Origin of the sequence: Marichromatium sp. PS1 (genome assembly GCF_041155115.1) — a bacterium.
GTDB classification, from domain to species: Bacteria; Pseudomonadota; Gammaproteobacteria; order Chromatiales; family Chromatiaceae; genus Marichromatium; species Marichromatium gracile.
The window spans coordinates 1,079,927-1,100,190 of sequence record NZ_BAAFHB010000002.1 but is presented as its reverse complement, the minus strand read 5'-3'; the positions used below and the strand labels follow the sequence as shown (position 1 = coordinate 1,100,190).

Here is a 20,264-nt window from a genome sequence, read left to right as displayed (position 1 = left end):
CCGGGACGCGTCCCTCGCCCTGGTGCAGCGGCGGGCCTCAGTCGAGGCGACCCTGCTGCTGCAGATGGAAGCGGGCGAGCGCCAGATCCTCGGGACGGGTGATCTTGAGGTTGTCCGACTGCCCCTCGAGCAGCCGCGGGGCCTGCCCCAGACGCTCGATCGCCGAGGCCTCGTCGGTGACCAGCGCGCCCTCGGCGAGCGCCTGGCGCAGCGCCTGACGCAGCGTCCCGAGGCGGAACATCTGCGGGGTGAAGGCGTGCCACAGGGCGCTGCGCTCGACGGTGGTCTCGATCCGTCCCTCGGTCCCGGCACGCTTCATGGTGTCGCGCACCTGCACCGCGAGGATGCCGCCGACCGGATCATCGGCCAGCTCGTCGAGCATGGCGTCGAGATCCGAGCGACGCAGGCAGGGGCGCGCGGCATCGTGCACCAACGCCCAGTCGTCGGCGGCGGCGTGCGCGCTCAGCGCCTCGAGCCCGTTGAGTACCGAGTTGCAGCGTTCGGCGCCGCCCGGCGCGCGGATCACCCGGGGATGGGTGGCGTAGCGGGTCTCCGGCCAATAGGGGTCGGCGGGGTCGACGGCGACCACCACCCCGGCGATGGCGGGGTGGTCGATGAAGCACTCGAGGGTGTGCTCGATCACCGGTCGGCCGGCGAGTTCGAGGTATTGCTTGGGGATGGCGCTCCCCATCCGTCGGCCGACGCCGGCGGCGGGGATCACCGCCCAGAAGGCGGGTGTGGCGGTCAATGCGGGGGCTCCTCGGAGCGGCGAGGTTCGATCACCTGCAGGAAGGTCTCTCCGGGCCGGATCATGCCGAGCTCGGCGCGGGCACGCTCCTCGAGCGCCTCGAGCCCGCTGCCGAGATCGACCACCTCGGCGCGCAGCTTGGCGTTGCGCGCACCGAGACGCTCGAGCTCGCCGCGCTGCGCGGCGATCTCCTGGCGCAGCGCGGCGAGTTCGGCCTGACTCCCCTCACCGACCCACAGCCGGTAGTGGAGCGCCAACAGCACGAACACCAGCAACGCGATCAGCAGGCGCATGGATGAGGTGCTCGAGAACGGTGGCCCGGAGCAGGCTCAGCGACGACCAGGATCGTCGCTCACAGCCACTTGAAGGCGTCGCGACCGGCGTAGACGGCCTCGTCGCCGAGCTGGTCCTCGATGCGCATCAGCTGGTTGTACTTGGCGATGCGATCGGAGCGCGACAGCGAGCCGGTCTTGATCTGACCGGTGCCGGCGGCGACCACCAGGTCGGCGATGGTGGTGTCCTCGGTCTCGCCGGAGCGGTGCGAGACCACCGCGGTATAACCGGCGGCGTGCGCCATGGCGATCGCCTCGAGGGTCTCGGTGAGGGTGCCGATCTGGTTGACCTTGATCAGGATCGAGTTGGCGATGCCCTTGTCGATGCCCTCGCGCAGGATCTTGGTGTTGGTGACGAAGAGGTCGTCGCCGACGATCTGCACCCGCGCACCGAGACGCTCGGTGAGCGTCTTCCAGCCGTCCCAGTCACCCTCGGCCAGGCCGTCCTCGATGCTGAGGATCGGGTAGCGATCGACCCAGGACTCGAGCAGGTCGACCATGCCCTCGGCGTCGAGGGTGCGGCCCTCGCCCTTGAGGTGGTACTGGCCGTCCTCGTAGAACTCGGAGGCGGCGACGTCGAGCGCCAGGAAGATGTCCTCACCGGCCTTGTAGCCGGCCTTCTCGATCGCCTCGAGGATGACCTCGATGGCCGCCTCGTTGGACTCCAGGTCGGGGGCGAAACCACCCTCGTCGCCGACGCTGGTGGCCAGGCCACGGGCGTGCAGCACCGACTTGAGCGCGTGGAAGACCTCGGCGCCGTAGCGCACCGCCTCGCGGATGCTCGTGGCACCCACCGGCATGATCATGAACTCCTGGAAGTCGACGCTGTTGTCGGCGTGCTCGCCGCCGTTGATGATGTTCATCATCGGCACCGGCAGGCGGTAGGGACCGCTCGAGATCGAGCGGAACAGCGCCACGGCCTTCTCCTGCGCGGCGGCATGGGCGTTGGCCAGCGACACCCCGAGCAGGGCGTTGGCGCCGAGCCGGCCCTTGTTGTCGGTACCGTCGAGCTCGATCATGCGGCGATCGAACGCCTGCTGGTCGAGCACGTCCATGCCGATCAGCGCCTCGCGCAACTCGCCCTGGATGTTGGCCACCGCGGTGCGCACACCCTTGCCGCAGAAGCGCTCGGCCTCGCCGTCGCGCAGCTCCAGCGCCTCGCGCGAGCCGGTGGAGGCGCCCGAGGGCACGATGGCGCGACCGATGGCACCATCGGCGGTGATCACATCGGCCTCGACGGTCGGGTTACCCCGGGAGTCCAGTACCTCGCGGGCACGGACGTCGACGATCTCGGACATGCTTCGATTCTCCTCAGAAATTAGGGTCGATGATGAATTCTGGGATGTCTGGCGCGCGCCAGGTCTGACGCGGGCCCCTTCAACTCGACGACTCGGACCCGCTCTGCTCGATCAGACCACTGCGCTTGACCGTGCGGTCGAGCTCGACCAGGGTCTCGAGCAGCGCCTGCATCCGTCCCAGCGGCCAGGCGTTGGGACCGTCACTGAGCGCCTGATCGGGGTCCGGGTGGGTCTCCATGAACAGCCCGGAGACGCCGGCGGCGACCGCCGCGCGCGCCAACACCGGCACGAACTCGCGCTGACCGCCCGAACTCGTGCCCTGGCCGCCGGGCAGCTGCACCGAGTGAGTGGCGTCGAACACCACCGGGCACCCGGTCTCGCGCATCACCGCCAGCGCGCGCATGTCCGAGACCAGGTTGTTGTAGCCGAAGGAGACGCCGCGCTCGCAGACCATGATCTGCTGGTTGCCGGTGTCACGGGCCTTGTCGACCACGTACTTCATGTCCCAGGGGGCGAGGAACTGCCCCTTCTTGAGATTGACCGGCTTGCCCTGCGCGGCCACGGCGCGGATGAAGTTGGTCTGACGGCAGAGGAAGGCGGGGGTCTGGAGCACGTCGACCACCGCCGCGACCTCGTCGAGCGGGGTGTCCTCGTGCACGTCGGTGAGCACCGCCACGCCGATGCGCTGGCGCACCGCCTCGAGGATCTGCAGACCACGCTCGATGCCCGGGCCGCGGAAGCTGCCGAGCGAGGAGCGGTTGGCCTTGTCGAAGGAGGACTTGTAGACGAAGGGGATGCCGAGCGCGTCGGTGATCTCCTTGAGCCGTCCGGCCGTCTCCTCGGCCAGCCCCGCGCTCTCGATCACGCAGGGGCCGGCGATGAGGAACAGTGGCCGGTCGAGTCCGACCTCGAAGTGCGCCAGGCGCATCAGTCGTCCTGCCCGCCGGTGAGCTGGCGCTGCTTGAGCGCCGCCTCGACGAAGCCACGGAACAGCGGGTGGCCGTCACGCGGGGTCGAGGTGAACTCGGGGTGGAACTGGCAGGCGATGAACCAGGGGTGGTCGGGGATCTCGACGATCTCGACCAGCCGGTTGTCGAGCGACCAGCCGGAGAAACGCATCCCCGCGTCCTTCATCTGGTTGAGGTAGCGGTTGTTGAACTCGTAGCGGTGACGATGACGCTCGCGCACCTGCGGCTCGCCGTAGACGCTGCGCGCCAGGCTGCCCGGCTCGAGCCGGCAGTTCTGACCGCCGAGACGCATGGTACCGCCGAGGTCGCCGTCGGCGTCGCGGGTCTCGACCCGCCCCTGGTCGTCGCGCCACTCGGTGATCAGGCCGATCACCGGATGCGGGGTCTTGGGATCGAACTCGGTGCTGTGCGCGCCCTCGAGACCGACCAGATCGCGGGCGTACTCGATCACCGCCACCTGCATGCCGAGACAGATGCCGAGATAGGGCACGCGGTTCTCGCGGGCATAGCGCACCGTGGCGATCTTGCCCTCGACGCCGCGCTCGCCGAAGCCGCCCGGGACGAGGATGGCGTCGAGCCCCTCGAGACAGGCGGTGCCCTCGCGCTCGACCTGCTCGGAGTCGACATAGACCACCTCGACCTTGGTCGAGGTGTGCACTCCGGCGTGGGCCAGCGACTCGGAGAGCGACTTGTAGGCCTCGGTCAGGTCCATGTACTTGCCGACCATGCCGATGCGCACCGCGTGCTCGGGCTTGTCGAAGCCGTCGAGTACCCGATCCCACTCGCTGAGGTCGGCCTCGGGCACGTCGAGCTGGAACTGGCGCACCACCAGGGCGTCGAGTTCCTGGGCGTGGAGCAGACGCGGGATGCGGTAGATGTTGTCGGCGTCGATCGCCGAGATCACCGCCGCCACGTCGACATTGGTGAACAGCGCGATCTTGCGCCGCTCGTCCTCCGGCAGCAGATGCTCGGCGCGACACAGCAGGATGTCGGGCTGGATGCCGATCGAGCGCAGCTCCTTGACCGAGTGTTGGGTCGGCTTGGTCTTGATCTCGCCGGCGGTGCGGATATAGGGCACCAGGGTGAGATGCATGAACATCGCGTTCTCGCGACCCTCCTCGACGCGCATCTGACGGATCGCCTCGAGGAAGGGCAGCGACTCGATGTCGCCGACGGTGCCGCCGATCTCGACCATCGCGATGTCGGCGCCCTCGGCGCCGAGCCGGATGCTCTGCTTGATCTCGTCGGTGATGTGCGGGATGACCTGCACGGTACGGCCCAGATACTCGCCGCGGCGCTCCTTGCGCAGCACGCTCTCGTAGATCTGGCCGGTGGTGAAGTTGTTGTTGCGACCCATGCGGGTGCGCAGGAAACGCTCATAGTGGCCCAGATCGAGATCGGTCTCGGCCCCATCATCGGTCACGTAGACCTCACCGTGCTGAAACGGGCTCATGGTGCCCGGATCGACGTTGATGTAGGGGTCGAGCTTGATCATCGTGACCTTCAGGCCACGCGCCTCGAGGAGTGCGCCGAGCGATGCCGAGGAAATGCCTTTTCCCAGCGATGAGACAACACCGCCGGTGATGAAAATATACTTTGTCATATGGAAGCAGGAGGGAGTCGAGGGCGGTCGCCCGAATGCCCGGACAAACTACCAAAATCGCGTGCTCGGCTCAATCCGCGGCGCATCATGGGTTGCCGAGTCCGACCCGACGTACACGATTCGCCACCCCACCGCCTTCACAAAGCCAGGCGTGCCGCGTATATTCCGCTTGCGCCTCGTCTCGCAGACCGACGCGCCCCTCCGCCCCGGCGGGCGGACCACAACGGCTGAAGCATTTCAATAGTCAGGAGTGGCAATATGCATAAGCTTGCGAAAGTGATCGGTATCGCTGCCATCACCGGTACCGCTGCCTTCTCGATGAACACCGCCCAGGCATGGTGGGGCGGCCCCGGCTGGGGTGGCTACGGCCCCGGCTACGGCTCCGGCTGGGGTGACTGGTTCAACGACATGTTCGGAGACGGCTGGGGCGACTTCAACATGAACATGAGCGGCGGCGGGCGCGGCTGGGGCCGCGGGCGCGGCTGGGGCCGTGGCTACGGCTATGGCTACGACTACCCCTACTACGGCGGTTACGGCCCCTACGGCTATGGCGCACCTTACGGCTACGGCGCACCCTACGGCTACGGCGCGCCCTACTACGGTGGCGTCCCCTATGCGCCCTACGGCGCACCGGCCGCGCCGGCAGCCCCTGCGGAGAGCGGCTCCAAGTAATCCGCAGCTGCGCTCAGCGCAGCGCCGACAAGAAGCCGCGCCAGTCCTGGCGCGGTTTTTTTGTGGGTAATCGTCGCCATGACGAGTACGCCGACACGTTAACCGGCTTGTAATCCAGGATGGTTCCGGTTAAAAAAGAAAATATTTGATCCAGATCAATACGACCACTCATTCCGGGTGAGTCGGCGGAAAGGTGTGTTGTCGTGAGCCAGCGAAAAGTGGTTTCGTTAGAGACGATTCGGGTCGCATGCAAGAATTGCACGCTCTCATCCCTGTGTCTGCCCATGGGGCTGACACAGGAGGACGTCGAGCGCCTCGACGACATCGTCAAGCGCACCCGACCGCTCCATCGGGGGGATTTCCTGTTTCGCGACGGAGATCGTTTCCGTTCGCTCTACGTGGTCAAGACCGGCTCGGTGAAGACCTTCGCCCCCAGCCCCGAGGGCGGCGAGCAGGTACTCGGTTTTCACCTGCCCGGCGAGATCATCGGTCTCGACGCCATCGACAAGGATGAGCACGCCTGTTCGGCCAAGGTGCTCGAGACCTCGGCGATCTGCGAGATCCCCTTCCAGCGACTCGAGGAGCTCACCTGCTCCATCCCCAGTCTGCAGCATCAGATGTACCGGCTGCTGAGCAAGGAGATCGGTCACGACACCGACATGCTGCTGCTGCTCGGCAAGAAGAACGCCGAGGAGCGTCTCGCCGCCTTCCTGCTCAGCCTCTCGCAGCGCCTGCACAAACGCGGGCTCTCGCCCTCCGACTTCTATCTCAGCATGTCGCGCCACGAGATCGGCAACTATCTCGGGCTCGCGGTGGAGACCGTCAGCCGGCTGTTCACCCGCTTCCAGGACGACGGCCTGATGCGCGTCGACCGCAAGCACATCGAACTGCTCGACCTGCCCGCGCTCGAGGCGCTGGTCGGCGGCAACGGTCAGGGCCGACGCCAGAACCAGCAGCGCTGAGCGCACTGGAGCGACCGAGTCCGCCTACCCTCAGGCGCGCGCGGACCGCTCCACTGAGACGCGAGCGGGGGTGAGCGCAACTCACGCCCCGGCACACGGAACACCGCCGCTCAACCCGGCTCGCGCAACCACAGACAGCCCTCGGCACTCGCCTTGTCGATCGCCTCGAGCCGCGCCGCATGCGCCCCGAGCGCGCGCTCATCGGCCCGCACCACCCGCAACGGCGGGCGCTCGGCGCTGATCCGGCCGTGCTCCCCGGTCGCGCCCTGAGCGCCCTCGCCCGCCGTCTCGACCTCGCCGAGCCCGAGCTTCACCTGCCCACCGGTCATCGCCAGATAAACATCGGCGAGGATCTCGGCGTCGAGCAGGGCGCCGTGCAGGTCGCGCTGCGAGTTGTCGACGTCGTAGCGCTTGCACAGCGCATCGAGGCTGTTGCGCTGTCCCGGATGGAGGCGGCGCGCCATCATCAGGGTATCGGTGACCGAGCACAGCGCTTCGATGCGCGGCGCCTCCGGCTGCCACAGCCGCAGCTCGTGGTCGAGGAACCCGACATCGAACGCGGCGTTATGGATGATCAGCTCGGCGCCGCGCACATAGTCGAGAAAGGCCTCGGCCAGCTCGCCGAAGCGCGGCTTGTCGGCGAGAAAGTCGTTGGTGATGCCGTGCACCTCGACCGCGCCGGCATCGATCTCGCGATCGGGCTGGATATAGCAATGGAAGTTGTTGCGGGTCAGGCGTCGGTCGACCAGCTCCACACAGCCGATCTCGATGATGCGATGCCCGTCCTGCGGGTCGAGACCCGTGGTCTCGGTATCGAGCACGATCTGACGTGTCTGCTGCATGGCCATCTACCTCGGGATACCCTGATTGGCGAGCTGATCGGCGCGTTCGTTGCCGGGGTGGCCGGCATGCCCCTTGACCCAGTGCCAACGCACCTGATGGTCGGCGAGCGCGGCATCGAGCCGCTCCCACAGGTCACGGTTCTTCACCGGCTGGCGACTGGCGGTCCGCCAGCCGTTGCGCTTCCAACGCGGCATCCACTCGCCCACCCCGCGCTTGACGTACTGCGAGTCGGTGGTGATCTCGATCTCGCTCGACCGCTTGAGCGACTCCAGCGCCATGATCACCGCCATCAACTCCATGCGGTTGTTGGTGGTCTCGCGTTCGCCGCCGCAAAGGCTCTTCTCGGCCTCGCCCCAGCACAGCAGCACCCCCCAGCCGCCGGGGCCGGGATTGCCCTTGCAGGCGCCATCGGTATAGGCGTGCACCGCCTCAGACATGTGGATTCCTCCGTGCGGTCGGTTCAACCCGTCCCGGCAACAATTGTCGGCGACCCCGCCACGACGGACGCAGCGGGGTGAGCGTCGACACCCGCTTGACCGCGCGCAGCACATAGACCCCGCCGAGCGCCGGCAGCAGACGCCGCCCCAGGGTCTCGATACGCGGCCCGCCGGGGCCGAGCGCCCGGGTCAGGGGGGGACGGAACATCAGGAACTCGCGCCGTTCGAGCGCAAAACCGAGATCGGACAACCAGGCCTCCATCTGATAATGGGTACGAAAGCGACCGCACCAGGGTGCCGGCCCTCGCGCGCCACGCAGCAGAGCGCGCAAGCCCCAGGTGCTGAGGGCGTTGAAGCCGATGACAATGAGTCGTCCCTCGGGGATCAGGGTACGCTCGGCCTCGCGCAGCACCGCCTGCGGGTCGGGCGAGAAGTCGAGGGTATGGGGCAGGAAGAGCGCGTCGATGCTGTCGGAGGCCAACGGCAACTGCGAGGCCAGTCCGACGATCGCCGGGGCCCGGGCCAGCGGCGGCGGATCGCAGGGCATGGCGATGCGATGCCGGATCCGGCTGGTGGCGAGTGCGTCGCGGAAGCTCTCGGTGACGCCGACCTGCACCAGATAATAGCCGAAGGTGTCATGCAGCAACTGCTGTACGCAGGCACACTCGAGCCGCGCCAGCTCGGTGCCGAGCGGCGAGCGATACCAGCGCTGGAGTTGGGCGAGCGGGGAGTCTGGCCCCTTGCAAGCAGTCATGCGGCAGCCTCTTCGAGGCGGCCATGGTAACCGCAGCGGCCCCGCGCTGTCGTCTCCTCAGGCGCACCCAATTCCCGACCTCGGGTCTGGAAATCCCCCCCGGGTTTGGCTTATGATGACGCGCGAAAATTCAAAAAATCCTGCTTTACAAACACTTAACGCCTCCCGGGGATTCAATGCCTGATGTTTCACGTCTGGCACGCACGCTGTGCGCGCTGCCCCTGTTGCTCGCGCCCGTCCTCTCGGGCTGCGTCAAGGACTCACCACTCACCCGCGCCGAACAGGACTCGGACGCACGCCCCCAGATCGTCTCGGCCCGCGAATACGGCTTCGTCCGACCCGCGGTCGATATCAGCAGCCTCGAGGCCACCGACAGCGGCAAGGGTCTCGCGACCACCGGCGGCGGTGGCAACCTGTGGACGCGGGTGCGCGCCGGCATGCGGCTGCAAGACCAGCACAACCCGCGGGTCGAGGCGGTCATCGCACGCTTCAAGCGCGATCCGCGCTATCTCACCCGACTCAATGACCGCGCCCGCCCCTATCTGCGCCTGATCGTCGACGAGATCGCACGGCGCGGCCTGCCGATGGAGCTGGCGCTGCTGCCCCAGGTCGAGAGCCGCTACAACCCCGGTGCCACCTCGACCAAGGCCGCCGCCGGGATCTGGCAGTTCATGCCCTATACCGGACGTGCGATGGGACTGCGCCAGGACCAGTGGTACGACGAGCGGCGCGACGTGCTCGCCTCGACCCGCGCCGCGCTCGACTATCTCGAACAGCTCAACGCCCAGTTCGACGGCGACTGGGCGCTCACCATGGCCGCCTACAACTGTGGCCCCGGCTGCGTGGCCAACGCCGTTGAGCGCAATCGCCGCCAGGGCAAGCCGACCGACTTCTGGTCGCTGCAACTGCCCACCGAGACCCGCGACTATGTGCCGCAGATCCTCGCCACCGCGCGTCTGGTGGCAACCCCCGGGCAATACGGCCTGGCCCTGCCGCCGCTCCCCGATCGCCCCCAGCTCGAGCTGATCCGCACCCCGGGCGCGGTCGAGCTGGCCAAGCTCGCCAGCGCCAGCGGCGTCGAGCTGGCCACCCTCAAGCGACTCAACCCCGGTCTCAAGCGCGCGCGTACCGCCCCCGGCGCCCAGGCCAACCTGCTGGTGCCGGCCGGCAGCGGTGCGCTGCTGCGCAAGGCGCTGGCCCAGGCCGAGGTGGTCACGCCCGCGGCCTACAGCGCCTCGAGCCGCGTCCATATCCGCGAGCGCACCACCCCGCAGGCACGCCCGGCGGTCGCCGTTGCCAAGCCCGTGCGCACGACGCCCAAGGCACTGGTCCACGTGGTCAAGCGCGGCGAGACCCTCAGCGCCATCGCCCGCCGTCACGACCTCGGGGTACGCGCACTCGCCGAGAGCAATCATCTCGATCTCGACGACACCCTGCGCCCGGGGCAGAAGCTGCGCATCCCCGGCAGCAACGCGCTGGTCACCTATCGGGTGCGCAGCGGCGACTCGATGAGCGTGATCGCCCGCCGCTACGGCGTCACCGTCGACGACCTCCAGCGCTGGAACGCCCTCTCCGACTCGCGTCTCGACATCGGCGACACCCTGCGCATCTATCGCAAGAGCTGATCCGATCGCGAGGATGCGCGCATGTCCCGCGTCATCCACACCGCCGAGCAACGCCCATCGCCCACCCCCGGGCGCCGGGCGCTGCTCGGCACGCTGCTCGGGCTGACGCTCCTGCCATCGGCTCGCGCGATGTCGCTGCTCGCCCTCCCCCAGCCACTGCGCCCGACCAGCGCGCCCGACGACTTCCGCCCCCCGCGCCCCGACATGGCCGACCGCGTCCTCGTGCGCAAGGCCGAGCGCCGACTCTATCTGCTGCGTGACGGCGCGGTGTTGCAAAGCTACGCCATCGCGCTCGGCTTCCAGCCGCTCGGCCACAAACGCCGCGAGGGCGATGGGCGCACCCCCGAGGGACGCTATCGCATCGACTGGCGCAACCCCGCCAGCCGTTTCCACCGCGCCCTGCACATCTCCTACCCCGGTCCCGGCGACCGGTTGCGCGCGCGTCTCCACGGTGATGACCCCGGCGGCGCCATCATGGTCCACGGCACCGGTCCCGACACCCGCCGCAACGGCGACTGGACCGCCGGCTGCATCGCCGTCGACAACGCCGCGATCGAGCAGATCTGGTCGCTGGTGGCCGACGGCACCCCGATCGAGATCCTGCCCTGAGCGGTCCCGGCGCGCCCCGAGACGCGGGACGGAGACACCAACCCGCAAAACAGGGGTAGACAAGCCGGGACGACACCATTAATATTGCCGACTCGCTGCCGCGCCATGCGCGGACCGCCAGCACTTGGAGAGGTGCCGGAGTGGTCGAACGGGCTTGACTCGAAATCAAGTGACTCGCTTGCGGGTCCGTGGGTTCGAATCCCACCCTCTCCGCCATCTTCCCTTCTGGATCGTCCGATCCGCGCAAGACCCCCAATCCCAGCATCATCGACCGAAGGCCGGCGCTACGCCCTGCCCGGGATTCGTCGCATCCTGGCCCAGCGCACGACCGAGCGGATGCCCTCGTCCCGGCAACCCCCTATAATACTTGCCGCTCCGCGCAACACCAGCTCCACCGCAGTCCCGGCCGATCATGCACCGCACCAATGCCCCCGCTCCCACCATCCGCCTACACAGCCTCGGCTGCCGTCTCAACGAGGCCGAACTCGAGGAATGGGCCGAGCAGTTCCGCCGCGCCGGAATCCAGCTCGCCGACGACGACCAGGGCGCCGACCTGGTGGTGATCAACACCTGCGCCGTCACCCAGGAGGCGGTGCGCAAGTCGCGCAAGCTGCTGCGTCGCGCCCAGCGCGACAACCCGCGCGCGCGGCTGATCGTCAGCGGCTGTCTGGCCGCGCTCGAGGCCGAGGCGCTGGCCGGCGAGTCCGGCGTCGATCTGGTGGTGAGCAACGCCGACAAGGACCGGCTGGTGGAGATCGCGCGCGCCACCCTGACGCTGCCGCTGATGCCCGAGAGCGCTACCGCCGGCGGCGCCGAGGCGCTGTTCGCGCGTGGGCGCCAACGCGCCTTCGTCAAGGTGCAGGACGGCTGTCGCTACAACTGCACCTTCTGCATCACCACCCGCGCCCGTGGCGAGGAGCGCAGCCGTCCGATCGCTCAGGTGGTGAGTGTGATCAACCGTCTGACGCGCCAGGGGGTGCGCGAGGTCGCGCTCACCGGCGTCCACCTCGGCGGCTACGGCCATGACCAGGGCAGTGACCTCGGCGAGCTGATCGCCGCAGTGCTCGCCGACACCGGCATCGAGCGCCTGCGGCTCGGCTCACTCGAACCCTGGGACCTGCCGGAAGGCTTCTGGGGATTGTTCGCCGATTCACGACTGATGCCGCACCTGCACCTGCCGGTACAGAGCGGTTCGGACCGGGTGCTGCGCCGCATGGCCCGACGCTGCAAGCGCGAGGCCTTCATCGAACTGGTCGCCGCGGGCCGTGCGGCGCGCCCCGAGCTCAACGTCACCACCGACGTCATCGTCGGCTTCCCCGGCGAGGACGAGGAGGACTGGCGCGAGACCCTGTCGCTGGTCGAGACCGTCGGCTTCGGCCACATCCACGCCTTCGCCTACTCGCCCCGCGCCGGCACCCTGGCCGCCACCCTGCCCGGACGCGTCGATACCGCCACCAAGCGCGCGCGCAGCCAGGCGCTGCAGCAGTTGGCCGCCGCCAGCCGCGCCCAGCTGCTGCACGAACAGCGCGGCGCCCGTCTCGAGGTGCTCTGCGAGCAGCCCCCCGACCCGGCACGCGCCCTGCCGGGCCAGGGCTACACCCCCAACTACCTACCGGTCCGCTTCACTGCCCTGCCCGACCCGATCGACACCAACACCCTGGTCGAGGTCGAGATCACCGGCGTCGACGACGATGGAGAACATCTGCTCGGGCGGGCGATCCGGGCGCGTTGATCAGACGGGTGACGCCCAGCTCAGCGAGGACCAATCCTCCCTCCCCTCCTTTGTCAAAGGGGGGGGAACTGCGTTGGACACGTTTAATGAGGGATGCCCCCTGCGCCGGAGGGGGAGCTGGGTTGGAGACGTCAATGAGGGGATGCTCCCTCCTGCGTCAGAGGAAGATCTGGGTTGGAGACGTTACTCACCAGTACGCCAGCCGCGCCTTCCAGCAACCTGCGCCGCTACGCCATGCGTTGCGCGATGAGCCAGTGCAGCAACTGCGGGGACACCCCCCTGAGGCTTCCCCTTTGAACACCCTGAGGTACCCCCCTTTGGAAAAGGGGAGCCAGGGGGGATTTCCCATCAAAAAAGCAAGGTAAAAGGAGACCCCCGACCATCCCCCAGCCTTCGAGCATCAACACAAAACCGGACTTCACGCGACGAGCAACCACCTTCTCCACAGGCCATGAACTGACGCCCGATTCAGCCAAGGGGCAGGAAGGTCGAGCTTGCAACCCTACAACAAGTCGCTCAAGCCCTTCTCCCGTCACCTCCGCAGCAACATGACCGAGGCCGAACAGGCGCTCTGGCAGCGGTTGCGTCGCAAACAGGTCCACGGTCCGCGGCTCTACCGACAAAAACCGCTGCTCGGCTTCATCGTCGATTTCTACTGCCCCAAGGCCGCACTGGTGATCGGGATCGACGGCGGTCAGCACCGAGTCCCCGACCACAGGGCCAAGGACGCGAGACGCGATCAGGCGCTGGCCGATATCGGTCTGACCGTGCTGCGATTCGACAGCCGTCAGGCCCTGAACGAGACCGACGTCGTGTTGGAGACGATCCATCGCGCCATCGACCACGGCCCGACCTGAAGGGCCAGAAGCGCAGGAATCAACATCCAGAAAGGAAGAACCCGACACAACCCCGATTGAAACAAGGGGTTGGTTGATTCGTCGCGCTCAAGCCCCCTCGCGCAGCAGCGAGACACCCGACTCGACCGGCTCCGGCAGCACGGCCAACGACGGCGCCCCCGGCCACAGGCGCGCGATCAGGGGCGCGACGCGCTCCAGCTCGCCGCTGGTCCAGAAGCGCTCGCCGCCGATCCGACCGGGCGGGGCGAGCAGACCGGCCTCGGCGAGCCGGCGGCGCACCTGACGGGCGACGCCGGCCCCGGAGTCGAGCACCGCGACCTCCGGCCCGGCGAGCCGTTCGATCAGCGGGCGCAGGTGCGGGTAGTGGGTGCAGCCGAGCACCAGGGTATCGACCCCTCGTTCGAGCAGCGGCGTCAGATAACCCTCGAGCAGAGCGTGGGTCAGCGGGCCGTCGAGATCCCCCTGCTCGATGCGCTCGACCAGTCCGGGACAGGGCTGGGCAAGGACCTCGGCCTGCCCGGCGACACGGGTACGCAGGCGCGCGAAGTTGGCGCTGGCCAGCGTCTGACGAGTAGCGAGCACGCCGACACGACCACTGCGGGTGCGCGCGGCGGCGGGCTTGACCGCCGGCTCCATCGCCACCACCGGCAGCGCATGACGCGCCCGCAGCACTCGCGCCGCCACCCCGGTAGCGGTGTTGCAGGCGATCACGATCGCCTTGGCCCCTTGAGCGATCAGAAACTCGGCAACCGCCAGCGAGCGCGCCTCGATCGTCACGGTCGACTTGTCGCCATAGGGAGCGTGGGCGGAGTCGGCGACATAGAGCAGGGCCTCGCCAGGCAGCTCGCGACGGATCTCGCGCAGCACCGACAGCCCGCCGACGCCGGAGTCGAATACGCCGATCGGTTGCTGTCGGATCATCCTGGAGTGGCCTGAGGAAGCGAAGAGTAGGTCGAGACCCGCACGAGTGTAGGCCGCGCCCGACGACCTGACAATCGGTGGCGACGCCGGCCGCCGGGGGATTGAACCGCGCCGGGACGGCCGGCGGCCAGCGGCCAGCGGCCAGCGGCCAGCGGCCAGCGGCCAGCGGCCAGCGGCCAGCGGCCAGCGGCCAAGATTGAACCGCGAAGGCGCGAAGCGCGCAAAGTGAATGCTGTGTGATGTCGGCGTGAGGCCACAGACGGCGCGAGTCCGCACCCTCTGGTGGCTGATCTCTGACGGCTGGCGGCTTATTCCCCTTGGCGCCCTTCGCGGCTTCGCGGTTCAAATTCCTGGCGGCTGCCGACTGGCGGCTGAAAGCGCCCGACCGCCCCCTCAGCCCTCGAAGCTCGCCCACACCGGGCAGTGGTCGGAGGGCTTCTCCATGGCGCGGATCTCGTAGTCGATGCCGGTCTCGATCAGGCGTTCGCGCAAGGGCGCGGTCACCAGCAGCTGGTCGATGCGCAGTCCGCGCCTGGGCTCGCGCTCGAAGCCGCGTGAGCGGTAGTCGAACCAGCTGAAGGTCTCGGCGTTGTCGGGATGCAGCTCGCGATGGGCGTCACAGAGCCCCCAGTCGGTCAGCGCGCGGTGCCACTCGCGCTCCTCGGGGAGGAAGCTGCACTTGCCGCTGCGCAGCCAACGCTTGGCGTTGTCGGCGCCGATGCCGATGTCGAGGTCCGAGGGGGCGACGTTCATGTCGCCGAGCACCACCAACAGATCGGCGGGCGAGAACTGACCGCGCAGATACTCGAGCAGTCCGGCATAGAAGCGCTGCTTGGCGGGGAACTTCAGCGGGTGATCGCGCGACTCGCCCTGGGGGAAGTAGCCGTTGATGACCGTGATCGGCGTGCCGTCGGACAGCGCATAGCGCCCGGTGATGAGCCGCCGCTGGGCGTCCGGCGCATCGCCCGGCAGCCCCTTGACCACCGCCAGCGGCTCGGCCTTGCTGAGCAGGGCGACGCCATAGTGTCCCTTCTGACCGTGGAAGCGGGCGTGATACCCCAGCCCCTCGACCGCCGCGCGCGGGAACTGCTCGTCGGCGACCTTGCACTCCTGCACCCCGACGATGTCGGGGTCGTGCGCCTCCCTGAGCGCCTCGAGCTGATGCTGGCGAGCACGGATACCATTGATGTTGAAGGAGACGATCTTGAACATCTCAGGCACCTCCCAGCACGTCGCGGGTCTCGCGCCCGCCGACCTCGACCCCATGGGCATGGGCCCGCCCCCAGGGCGTCACCCGCTCGGTCGGCGCCAGCGGCTCGATCTCGGGCAACGGGCGGGCGGCGAGCACCGCACCGTGACCGAGTGCGGCGAGCGCCGCGCGCATGCCGTCGGCATAGCCACGGTCGTACCAGCACTGGGCCTCGTCGCAACGCGCGCGATAGTCGGCGGTGTCGCGATAGAGCCGTTCGAGCAACGCCAACAGACGGTCGAGGAGCTGATCGGGCGACAGGGCGATGGCTGGACTGGACATGGGATCGGGGACGCTCGTTGATCGGTGGTGACGGAAGACGCTGGCCGGATGCCATCGCCGCGAGGCTAGCATGTGTCGACCGGGCACCCAAGCGCCGCACCGATGCCCGCCGCGCCGGGAGAGGATTTTTCATCGTCCCGTCGCTCACTTAGAATGCAGCGCTCGATGCCCGCCAACGGGGCCGCCCGCACCCGCCCCGCTCCGCCAACCATCACCCGAGGTCTCGCCGATGCAGTCGTCCCCGCCCTCTCCCTGGTCCTGGTTGACGCCCTTCATGGCCTGGCTCCCCGGCATCGGCCCCGCCGAACTTCGCGCCGATCTCGTCGCCGCGCTCACCGGCGCCATCGTCGTGCTGCCCCAGGGCGTGGCCTTCGCCACCATCGCCGGGATGCCGCCCGAATACGGGCTCTATGCCGGCATGGTGCCGGCGATCATCGCCGCGCTGTTCGGCTCCTCGCGCCACCTGGTCTCGGGGCCGACCACCGCCGCCTCGGTGGTGGTGTTCTCATCGCTCTCGGTGATGGCGGTGCCGGGCACGCCGGACTATGTCGCCCTGGCGCTGACCCTGACCTTCATGGTCGGGGTGCTGGAACTGGCGCTCGGGCTGGCGCGCATGGGTGCGCTGGTCAACTTCATCTCGCATGCCGTGGTGGTCGGCTTCACCGCCGCCGCCGCGGTACTGATCGCCGCCAAGCAGCTCAAGCACTTCTTCGGCGTCGAGATGGACAGCAGCGGCCACCTCCACGAGATCCTCTTCGAGTTCCTCAAGCATCTCCCCGAGATCAACCCGGCCGCGGCCCTGGTCGGGCTCGCCACCGTGCTGATCGGACTCGCCTGTCGGCGTTGGGTGCCGCGCATCCCCTTCATGATCGTCGCCATGCTCGGCGGCAGCCTGGTGGCGCTGGGGCTCGATCAGCTGTTCGGGGCGGCGCGCACCGGCATCGTCACCGTCGGCGCCCTGCCCTCGACCCTGCCGCCACTCTCGGCGCCCTCGCTCACCTTCGACCACATCCGCGAACTCGCCCCGGTGGCGCTGGCGGTGACCCTGTTCGCGCTCACCGAGGCGGTGTCGATCGGGCGCGCGCTGGCCGCGCGCGGCGGCTACCGCATCGACGGCAACCAGGAGTTCATCGGCCAGGGGCTGTCGAACCTCGCCGGCTCCTTCTTCTCGGGCTATGTCGCCACCGGTTCGTTCAACCGCAGCGGGGTCAACTACGAGGCCGGCGCCCGCACCCCGCTGGCGGCGATCCTCGCCGGCGTGCTGCTGATGGTGATCGTGTTGCTGGTCGCGCCGCTGGCGAGCTATCTGCCCAAGGCGGCGATGGCCGGGGTGCTGTTCCTGGTCGCCTGGGGGCTGATCGATCGCGCCGAGATCCGCCATATCCTCCACGCCTCCAAGCGCGAGACCGCGGTGCTCGCCGTCACCTTCTTCTCGGCGATCCTCCTCGAGCTGGAGTTCGCGATCTTCGCCGGGGTGCTGCTGTCGCTGGTGCTCTATCTCGATCGCACCTCCAAGCCGCGGATCCATACCCGCGCGCCCGACCCGCGTCTGGCCCATCGCGCCTTCTCCAGCGACCCGGAGCTGCCGCAGTGCCCGCAGCTGCACATCATGCGGGTCGATGGCTCGCTGTTCTTCGGCTCGGTGCCCCATGTCGAGCAGGCCTTCGACCAGCTGCGCAGCCAGCACCCGGAGCGCAAGCATCTGGCGCTGGTGTGCAGCGGCATCAACTTCGTCGACTACCAGGGCGGCCAGGCGCTGCTGCAGGAGGAGCGGCGCCGACGCCTCGAGGGCGGCGGCATGTATCTGATCCACGTCAAGCAGGGGCTGTGGGACGCGCTCGAGCGCTACGGCTGTTTCGAGGAGACCGAGGCGCGCAACGTCTTCCAGTCCAAGACCGCGGCCATCCGCGCCATCTACCAGAAGCTCGACAAACGGGTCTGCGCCGGCTGCGAGCAACGTATCTTCCAGGAGTGTCATCCATCATGAAGGCGATGATCCTCGCCGCCGGGCGCGGCACCCGCATGCGCCCGTTGACCGACCACACCCCCAAGCCGTTGCTCGAGGCCGGCGGCCGGTCGCTGATCGTCCATCACATCGAGCGTCTGGCCACGGCGGGTATCCGCGAGCTGGTGATCAACCACGCCCATCTCGGCGCACAGATCGAGCGCGCGCTCGGCGACGGCTCGGGCCTCGGAGTGGAGATCCGCTACTCGCCCGAGGAGCGCGCGCTGGAGACCGGCGGCGGCATCCGCCGCGCCCTGCCGCTGCTCGGCGACGCGCCCTTCCTGGTGGTCAACGGCGATGTCTGGTGCGACCTCGACCCGGGCGCACTGCGCCTCGCCCCGGGCGATCTGGCGCAGCTCGCGCTGGTCGACAACCCGCTGCACCACCCCGAGGGCGATTTCTCGCTGGATGACGGACGGGTGCGCGATGACGCCGCGCCGCGCCTGACCTTCGCCGGGATCGGGCTCTATCACCCGGCGCTGTTCGCCGAGCAGCCCGAGGGCGCCTTCCGGCTCGCGCCCCTGCTGCGCGCGGCGATGGCCGACGACCGGGTGGGCGGACTGCACCATCGCGGACGCTGGTTCGACATCGGCACCCCGGAGCGTCTCGCCGCGCTCGACGCCCTGCTGCGCGAGCGCGGCTGAACCGACGGCGGCTGCGGGAATCGAACCCGCCGCCGCACGCCCGGGCGCGCGAGCGGTCCTCAGTCCGCGGTGGTGCCCTGACCGAGCACGGCGCCACCGTCACCGAGCGGCTCGCCGTAGAGGTCGAAGGGACTGGTGTGGAAACGCGCGGCGGTCCGCTCCACCGAGCCGTCGAAGCGCGGGTCCTGCGGCCGCTCGTGAGCATTGATGTAGGCGGCGACGTCCCAGGCCTCCTGGGGAGTGAGTCGCACCGTATCGAGCAGCGGCATGTTGGCGGCGATGAAGGCCGCGGCGGTATCGACGCGATGCATGCCGGCACCCCAGTTGTAGGAGCGTGGCCCCCACAACGGCGGGAACACCACCTCGCCCTCGACCAGCAGCCCCTCGCCCTCGGCGCCGTGACAGAGCGCACAGTGCTCGGCGTAGAGCGCCGCGCCACGGGTGCGGTCGAAGCCCTCGGCGGGCGGCTGCAGACGCGGATAGCCGCGCCCGGACATCGCGGTGTCGCCGGTCGGGGCGCCAGTGGCGAGCCAGTAGATGTAGGTCTGCAGGGCGTCGATCACCACACTGTTGGTCTCCGGCACCTGGCCGCTGGCGCTGTCCTGCGCGTTCATCGAATAACGGAAGCAACCCTGGATGCGCTCGGCCATGGTGTCGACCCGCTGGTTCTTGCCGCGATAGGCCGGATAGGCCACCCAGGCGGCCCACATCGGCGAGGCGTCGGCGCGACGGCCATTGTCGAGATGACAACCGGCGCAGGTCTGGTCGTTGCCGACATGGGACGCCGAGCGCGGATCGGTGTTGGTATGACGGAACAGTCGCGCGCCGAGTCGCACCATCTCGCCGAACGGCCCCTCGGGCAGCGCATCACGGCCCGGCGGGGTGAAGCGCGACGCGGCCTCGGCGCGCCCGGCGGGCACCGAGCCGAGGTGTTCGGGCACGGCGGCGTCCGCGCCAGCCACCGCAGTCGCGGGCGTGCTGGCGCTGGCGGTCACGGGCGCCGGCGCCGGCGCCGGCGCCGGATCGGGGAGATCGTCGACGGGATCGGCGACGGCCAGCGGGCGGGTCGCGAAATAGGCCGCAAGCGCGCGCTGCTCGTCGGCGTCGAGTCGCCCGGCGACGGCGCCCATCAGCGCCATCGGCTCGCCGTGGCGCCGCCCCGCCGCCCAGGCCTCGAGCTGGGCGAGCAGATAGCTGTAGGGCTGCCCCGCCAATGGCGGGAAGACCGTGCCCGCACCCGTCCCACCGGGGCCGTGACAGCGTACGCAGGCCGGCAGGTCGCGCCCCGACCAGTCGCCGGTCTCGGCCAGCGCCCGGCCGGCGACGGCATCGACATCGCTCGGCGCCCTGGCGTTGGAGGCCGGCGCCAGCGCGCCGTAATAGGCGCTCACCGCGGTGATGTCGGCCGGTTCCAGCCGCTCGGCCCAGGGGCTCATCACCGGGTGGCTGCGCTGGCCGGCGCGAAAGCGCTCGATCTGGGTGGCGAGATAGGCCGGTTCCAGACCGGCCAGGCGTGCCGCGCCCAGAGCCTCGTCGCCGCCGCCGTCGGCGCGATGACACCCGGCGCAGGCGACGATGCCGCGCGCGGCATCGCCCTGCTCGGCGAGCGTTCGACCATGCTCGAGTGGTGTGGCGCCGGAGACGGTCGCGGACACGGTCAAGAGCACCGTCGCCATGACGGCGGCGAGATGAGACATCGCGGGGTCCCTCCTGTCGGCGTAAC

General features: G+C 69.0%; 21 protein-coding genes and 1 tRNA gene. 9 read left to right on the top strand and 13 right to left on the bottom strand.

Annotation, left to right across the window (positions count from 1 at the left end; genetic code table 11):
• Window positions 1-37 precede the first annotated feature (37 nt).
• The 5 genes from ispD to ACAM26_RS06275 all read right to left on the bottom strand — a co-directional run bounded on the left by ispD (window position 38) and on the right by ACAM26_RS06275 (window position 4,949).
• Window positions 38-748, bottom strand: a complete 711-nt coding sequence (gene ispD / locus ACAM26_RS06295; RefSeq protein ID WP_132229163.1) for a 2-C-methyl-D-erythritol 4-phosphate cytidylyltransferase — start codon at window positions 746-748, stop codon at window positions 38-40.
• Window positions 745-1,041 carry a cell division protein FtsB gene (gene ftsB / locus ACAM26_RS06290; RefSeq protein ID WP_123140075.1) on the bottom strand — a complete coding sequence of 99 codons (297 nt, stop codon included), beginning with the start codon at window positions 1,039-1,041 and terminating at the stop codon, window positions 745-747. The genes ispD and ftsB overlap by 4 nt, the downstream gene beginning before the upstream one ends.
• A 59-nt stretch (window positions 1,042-1,100) precedes the next feature.
• Complete coding sequence (gene eno, locus ACAM26_RS06285) at window positions 1,101-2,378, bottom strand: phosphopyruvate hydratase (RefSeq protein ID WP_369613297.1); 1,278 nt, start codon at window positions 2,376-2,378, stop codon at window positions 1,101-1,103.
• A 79-nt stretch (window positions 2,379-2,457) separates the two neighbouring features.
• Window positions 2,458-3,306 (bottom strand): 3-deoxy-8-phosphooctulonate synthase, encoded by an 849-nt coding sequence (kdsA, locus tag ACAM26_RS06280; protein WP_369613296.1) that lies wholly within the window; start codon window positions 3,304-3,306, stop codon window positions 2,458-2,460.
• The gene (locus tag ACAM26_RS06275) at window positions 3,306-4,949 is read right to left on the bottom strand and encodes a CTP synthase (protein ID WP_190287899.1); all 1,644 of its coding nucleotides are present in this window, start codon (window positions 4,947-4,949) and stop codon (window positions 3,306-3,308) included. Before ACAM26_RS06275 ends, kdsA begins: the two co-directional genes overlap by 1 nt.
• Before the next feature lie 258 nt (window positions 4,950-5,207).
• On the opposite strand from ACAM26_RS06275, the gene ACAM26_RS06270 reads away from it, so the two are divergent.
• Entirely contained in the window at window positions 5,208-5,621 is a 414-nt protein-coding gene (locus ACAM26_RS06270) for a sulfur globule family protein (RefSeq protein ID WP_123140073.1), read from the top strand.
• Between the two features lie 13 nt (window positions 5,622-5,634).
• Here the strand turns inward: ACAM26_RS06270 and ACAM26_RS06265 are convergent, their stop codons facing one another.
• Complete coding sequence (locus ACAM26_RS06265) at window positions 5,635-5,883, bottom strand: hypothetical protein (RefSeq protein ID WP_369613485.1); 249 nt, start codon at window positions 5,881-5,883, stop codon at window positions 5,635-5,637.
• On the opposite strand from ACAM26_RS06265, the gene fnr reads away from it, so the two are divergent.
• Window positions 5,825-6,583 carry a fumarate/nitrate reduction transcriptional regulator Fnr gene (gene fnr, locus ACAM26_RS06260; RefSeq protein WP_062275660.1) on the top strand — a complete coding sequence of 253 codons (759 nt, stop codon included), beginning with the start codon at window positions 5,825-5,827 and terminating at the stop codon, window positions 6,581-6,583. The genes ACAM26_RS06265 and fnr overlap by 59 nt on opposite strands.
• A 110-nt stretch (window positions 6,584-6,693) precedes the next feature.
• Here fnr and dnaQ read toward each other — a convergent pair whose 3' ends face one another.
• Genes dnaQ through ACAM26_RS06245 form a run of 3 tightly spaced genes read right to left on the bottom strand, consistent with a single transcriptional unit; the run spans window position 6,694 to window position 8,617 of the window.
• On the bottom strand, window positions 6,694-7,425 hold the full coding sequence (gene dnaQ, locus ACAM26_RS06255) for a DNA polymerase III subunit epsilon (RefSeq protein WP_132229161.1): 732 nt from the start codon (window positions 7,423-7,425) through the stop codon (window positions 6,694-6,696).
• 6 nt (window positions 7,426-7,431) lie between these two features.
• A complete protein-coding gene (gene rnhA, locus ACAM26_RS06250; RefSeq protein ID WP_005222591.1) occupies window positions 7,432-7,863 on the bottom strand; it encodes a ribonuclease HI in 432 nt (143 codons plus the stop codon).
• On the bottom strand, window positions 7,856-8,617 hold the full coding sequence (locus tag ACAM26_RS06245) for a class I SAM-dependent methyltransferase (protein ID WP_132229159.1): 762 nt from the start codon (window positions 8,615-8,617) through the stop codon (window positions 7,856-7,858). The genes rnhA and ACAM26_RS06245 overlap by 8 nt, the downstream gene beginning before the upstream one ends.
• Before the next feature lie 176 nt (window positions 8,618-8,793).
• Here ACAM26_RS06245 and ACAM26_RS06240 point away from each other — a divergent pair, with 176 nt between their 5' ends.
• The 5 genes from ACAM26_RS06240 to ACAM26_RS06220 all read left to right on the top strand — a co-directional run bounded on the left by ACAM26_RS06240 (window position 8,794) and on the right by ACAM26_RS06220 (window position 13,440).
• Window positions 8,794-10,242: a LysM peptidoglycan-binding domain-containing protein gene (locus ACAM26_RS06240; protein WP_369613295.1), complete on the top strand. Its 1,449-nt coding sequence runs from the start codon at window positions 8,794-8,796 to the stop codon at window positions 10,240-10,242.
• A gap of 21 nt (window positions 10,243-10,263) precedes the next feature.
• Window positions 10,264-10,851 carry a murein L,D-transpeptidase family protein gene (locus ACAM26_RS06235; RefSeq protein ID WP_132229157.1) on the top strand — a complete coding sequence of 196 codons (588 nt, stop codon included), beginning with the start codon at window positions 10,264-10,266 and terminating at the stop codon, window positions 10,849-10,851.
• A 126-nt stretch (window positions 10,852-10,977) separates the two neighbouring features.
• Window positions 10,978-11,067, top strand: a tRNA-Ser gene (locus tag ACAM26_RS06230).
• A 196-nt stretch (window positions 11,068-11,263) separates the two neighbouring features.
• Window positions 11,264-12,583 carry a tRNA (N(6)-L-threonylcarbamoyladenosine(37)-C(2))-methylthiotransferase MtaB gene (gene mtaB / locus ACAM26_RS06225; protein ID WP_123140068.1) on the top strand — a complete coding sequence of 440 codons (1,320 nt, stop codon included), beginning with the start codon at window positions 11,264-11,266 and terminating at the stop codon, window positions 12,581-12,583.
• A 494-nt stretch (window positions 12,584-13,077) separates the two neighbouring features.
• Window positions 13,078-13,440: an endonuclease domain-containing protein gene (locus tag ACAM26_RS06220; RefSeq protein ID WP_369613294.1), complete on the top strand. Its 363-nt coding sequence runs from the start codon at window positions 13,078-13,080 to the stop codon at window positions 13,438-13,440.
• Between the two features lie 87 nt (window positions 13,441-13,527).
• On the opposite strand, the gene murI is transcribed toward ACAM26_RS06220, so the two are convergent.
• The 3 genes from murI to ACAM26_RS06205 form a co-directional block, all read right to left on the bottom strand.
• Window positions 13,528-14,361 (bottom strand): glutamate racemase, encoded by an 834-nt coding sequence (gene murI, locus ACAM26_RS06215; protein WP_369613293.1) that lies wholly within the window; start codon window positions 14,359-14,361, stop codon window positions 13,528-13,530.
• 393 nt (window positions 14,362-14,754) lie between these two features.
• Window positions 14,755-15,573 (bottom strand): exodeoxyribonuclease III, encoded by an 819-nt coding sequence (gene xthA / locus ACAM26_RS06210; RefSeq protein ID WP_369613292.1) that lies wholly within the window; start codon window positions 15,571-15,573, stop codon window positions 14,755-14,757.
• Window position 15,574: 1 nt separating this feature from the next.
• A complete protein-coding gene (locus tag ACAM26_RS06205; RefSeq protein ID WP_369613291.1) occupies window positions 15,575-15,892 on the bottom strand; it encodes a hypothetical protein in 318 nt (105 codons plus the stop codon).
• 229 nt (window positions 15,893-16,121) lie between these two features.
• On the opposite strand from ACAM26_RS06205, the gene ACAM26_RS06200 reads away from it, so the two are divergent.
• A complete protein-coding gene (locus tag ACAM26_RS06200) occupies window positions 16,122-17,879 on the top strand; it encodes a SulP family inorganic anion transporter (RefSeq protein WP_369613290.1) in 1,758 nt (585 codons plus the stop codon).
• Window positions 17,876-18,541, top strand: coding sequence for an N-acetylmuramate alpha-1-phosphate uridylyltransferase MurU (gene murU, locus ACAM26_RS06195; RefSeq protein WP_369613289.1), 666 nt, complete (start codon window positions 17,876-17,878; stop codon window positions 18,539-18,541). Before ACAM26_RS06200 ends, murU begins: the two co-directional genes overlap by 4 nt.
• A 59-nt stretch (window positions 18,542-18,600) precedes the next feature.
• On the opposite strand, the gene ACAM26_RS06190 is transcribed toward murU, so the two are convergent.
• Entirely contained in the window at window positions 18,601-20,238 is a 1,638-nt protein-coding gene (locus tag ACAM26_RS06190; protein ID WP_369613288.1) for a c-type cytochrome, read from the bottom strand.
• Between the last annotated feature and the right edge of the window lie 26 nt (window positions 20,239-20,264).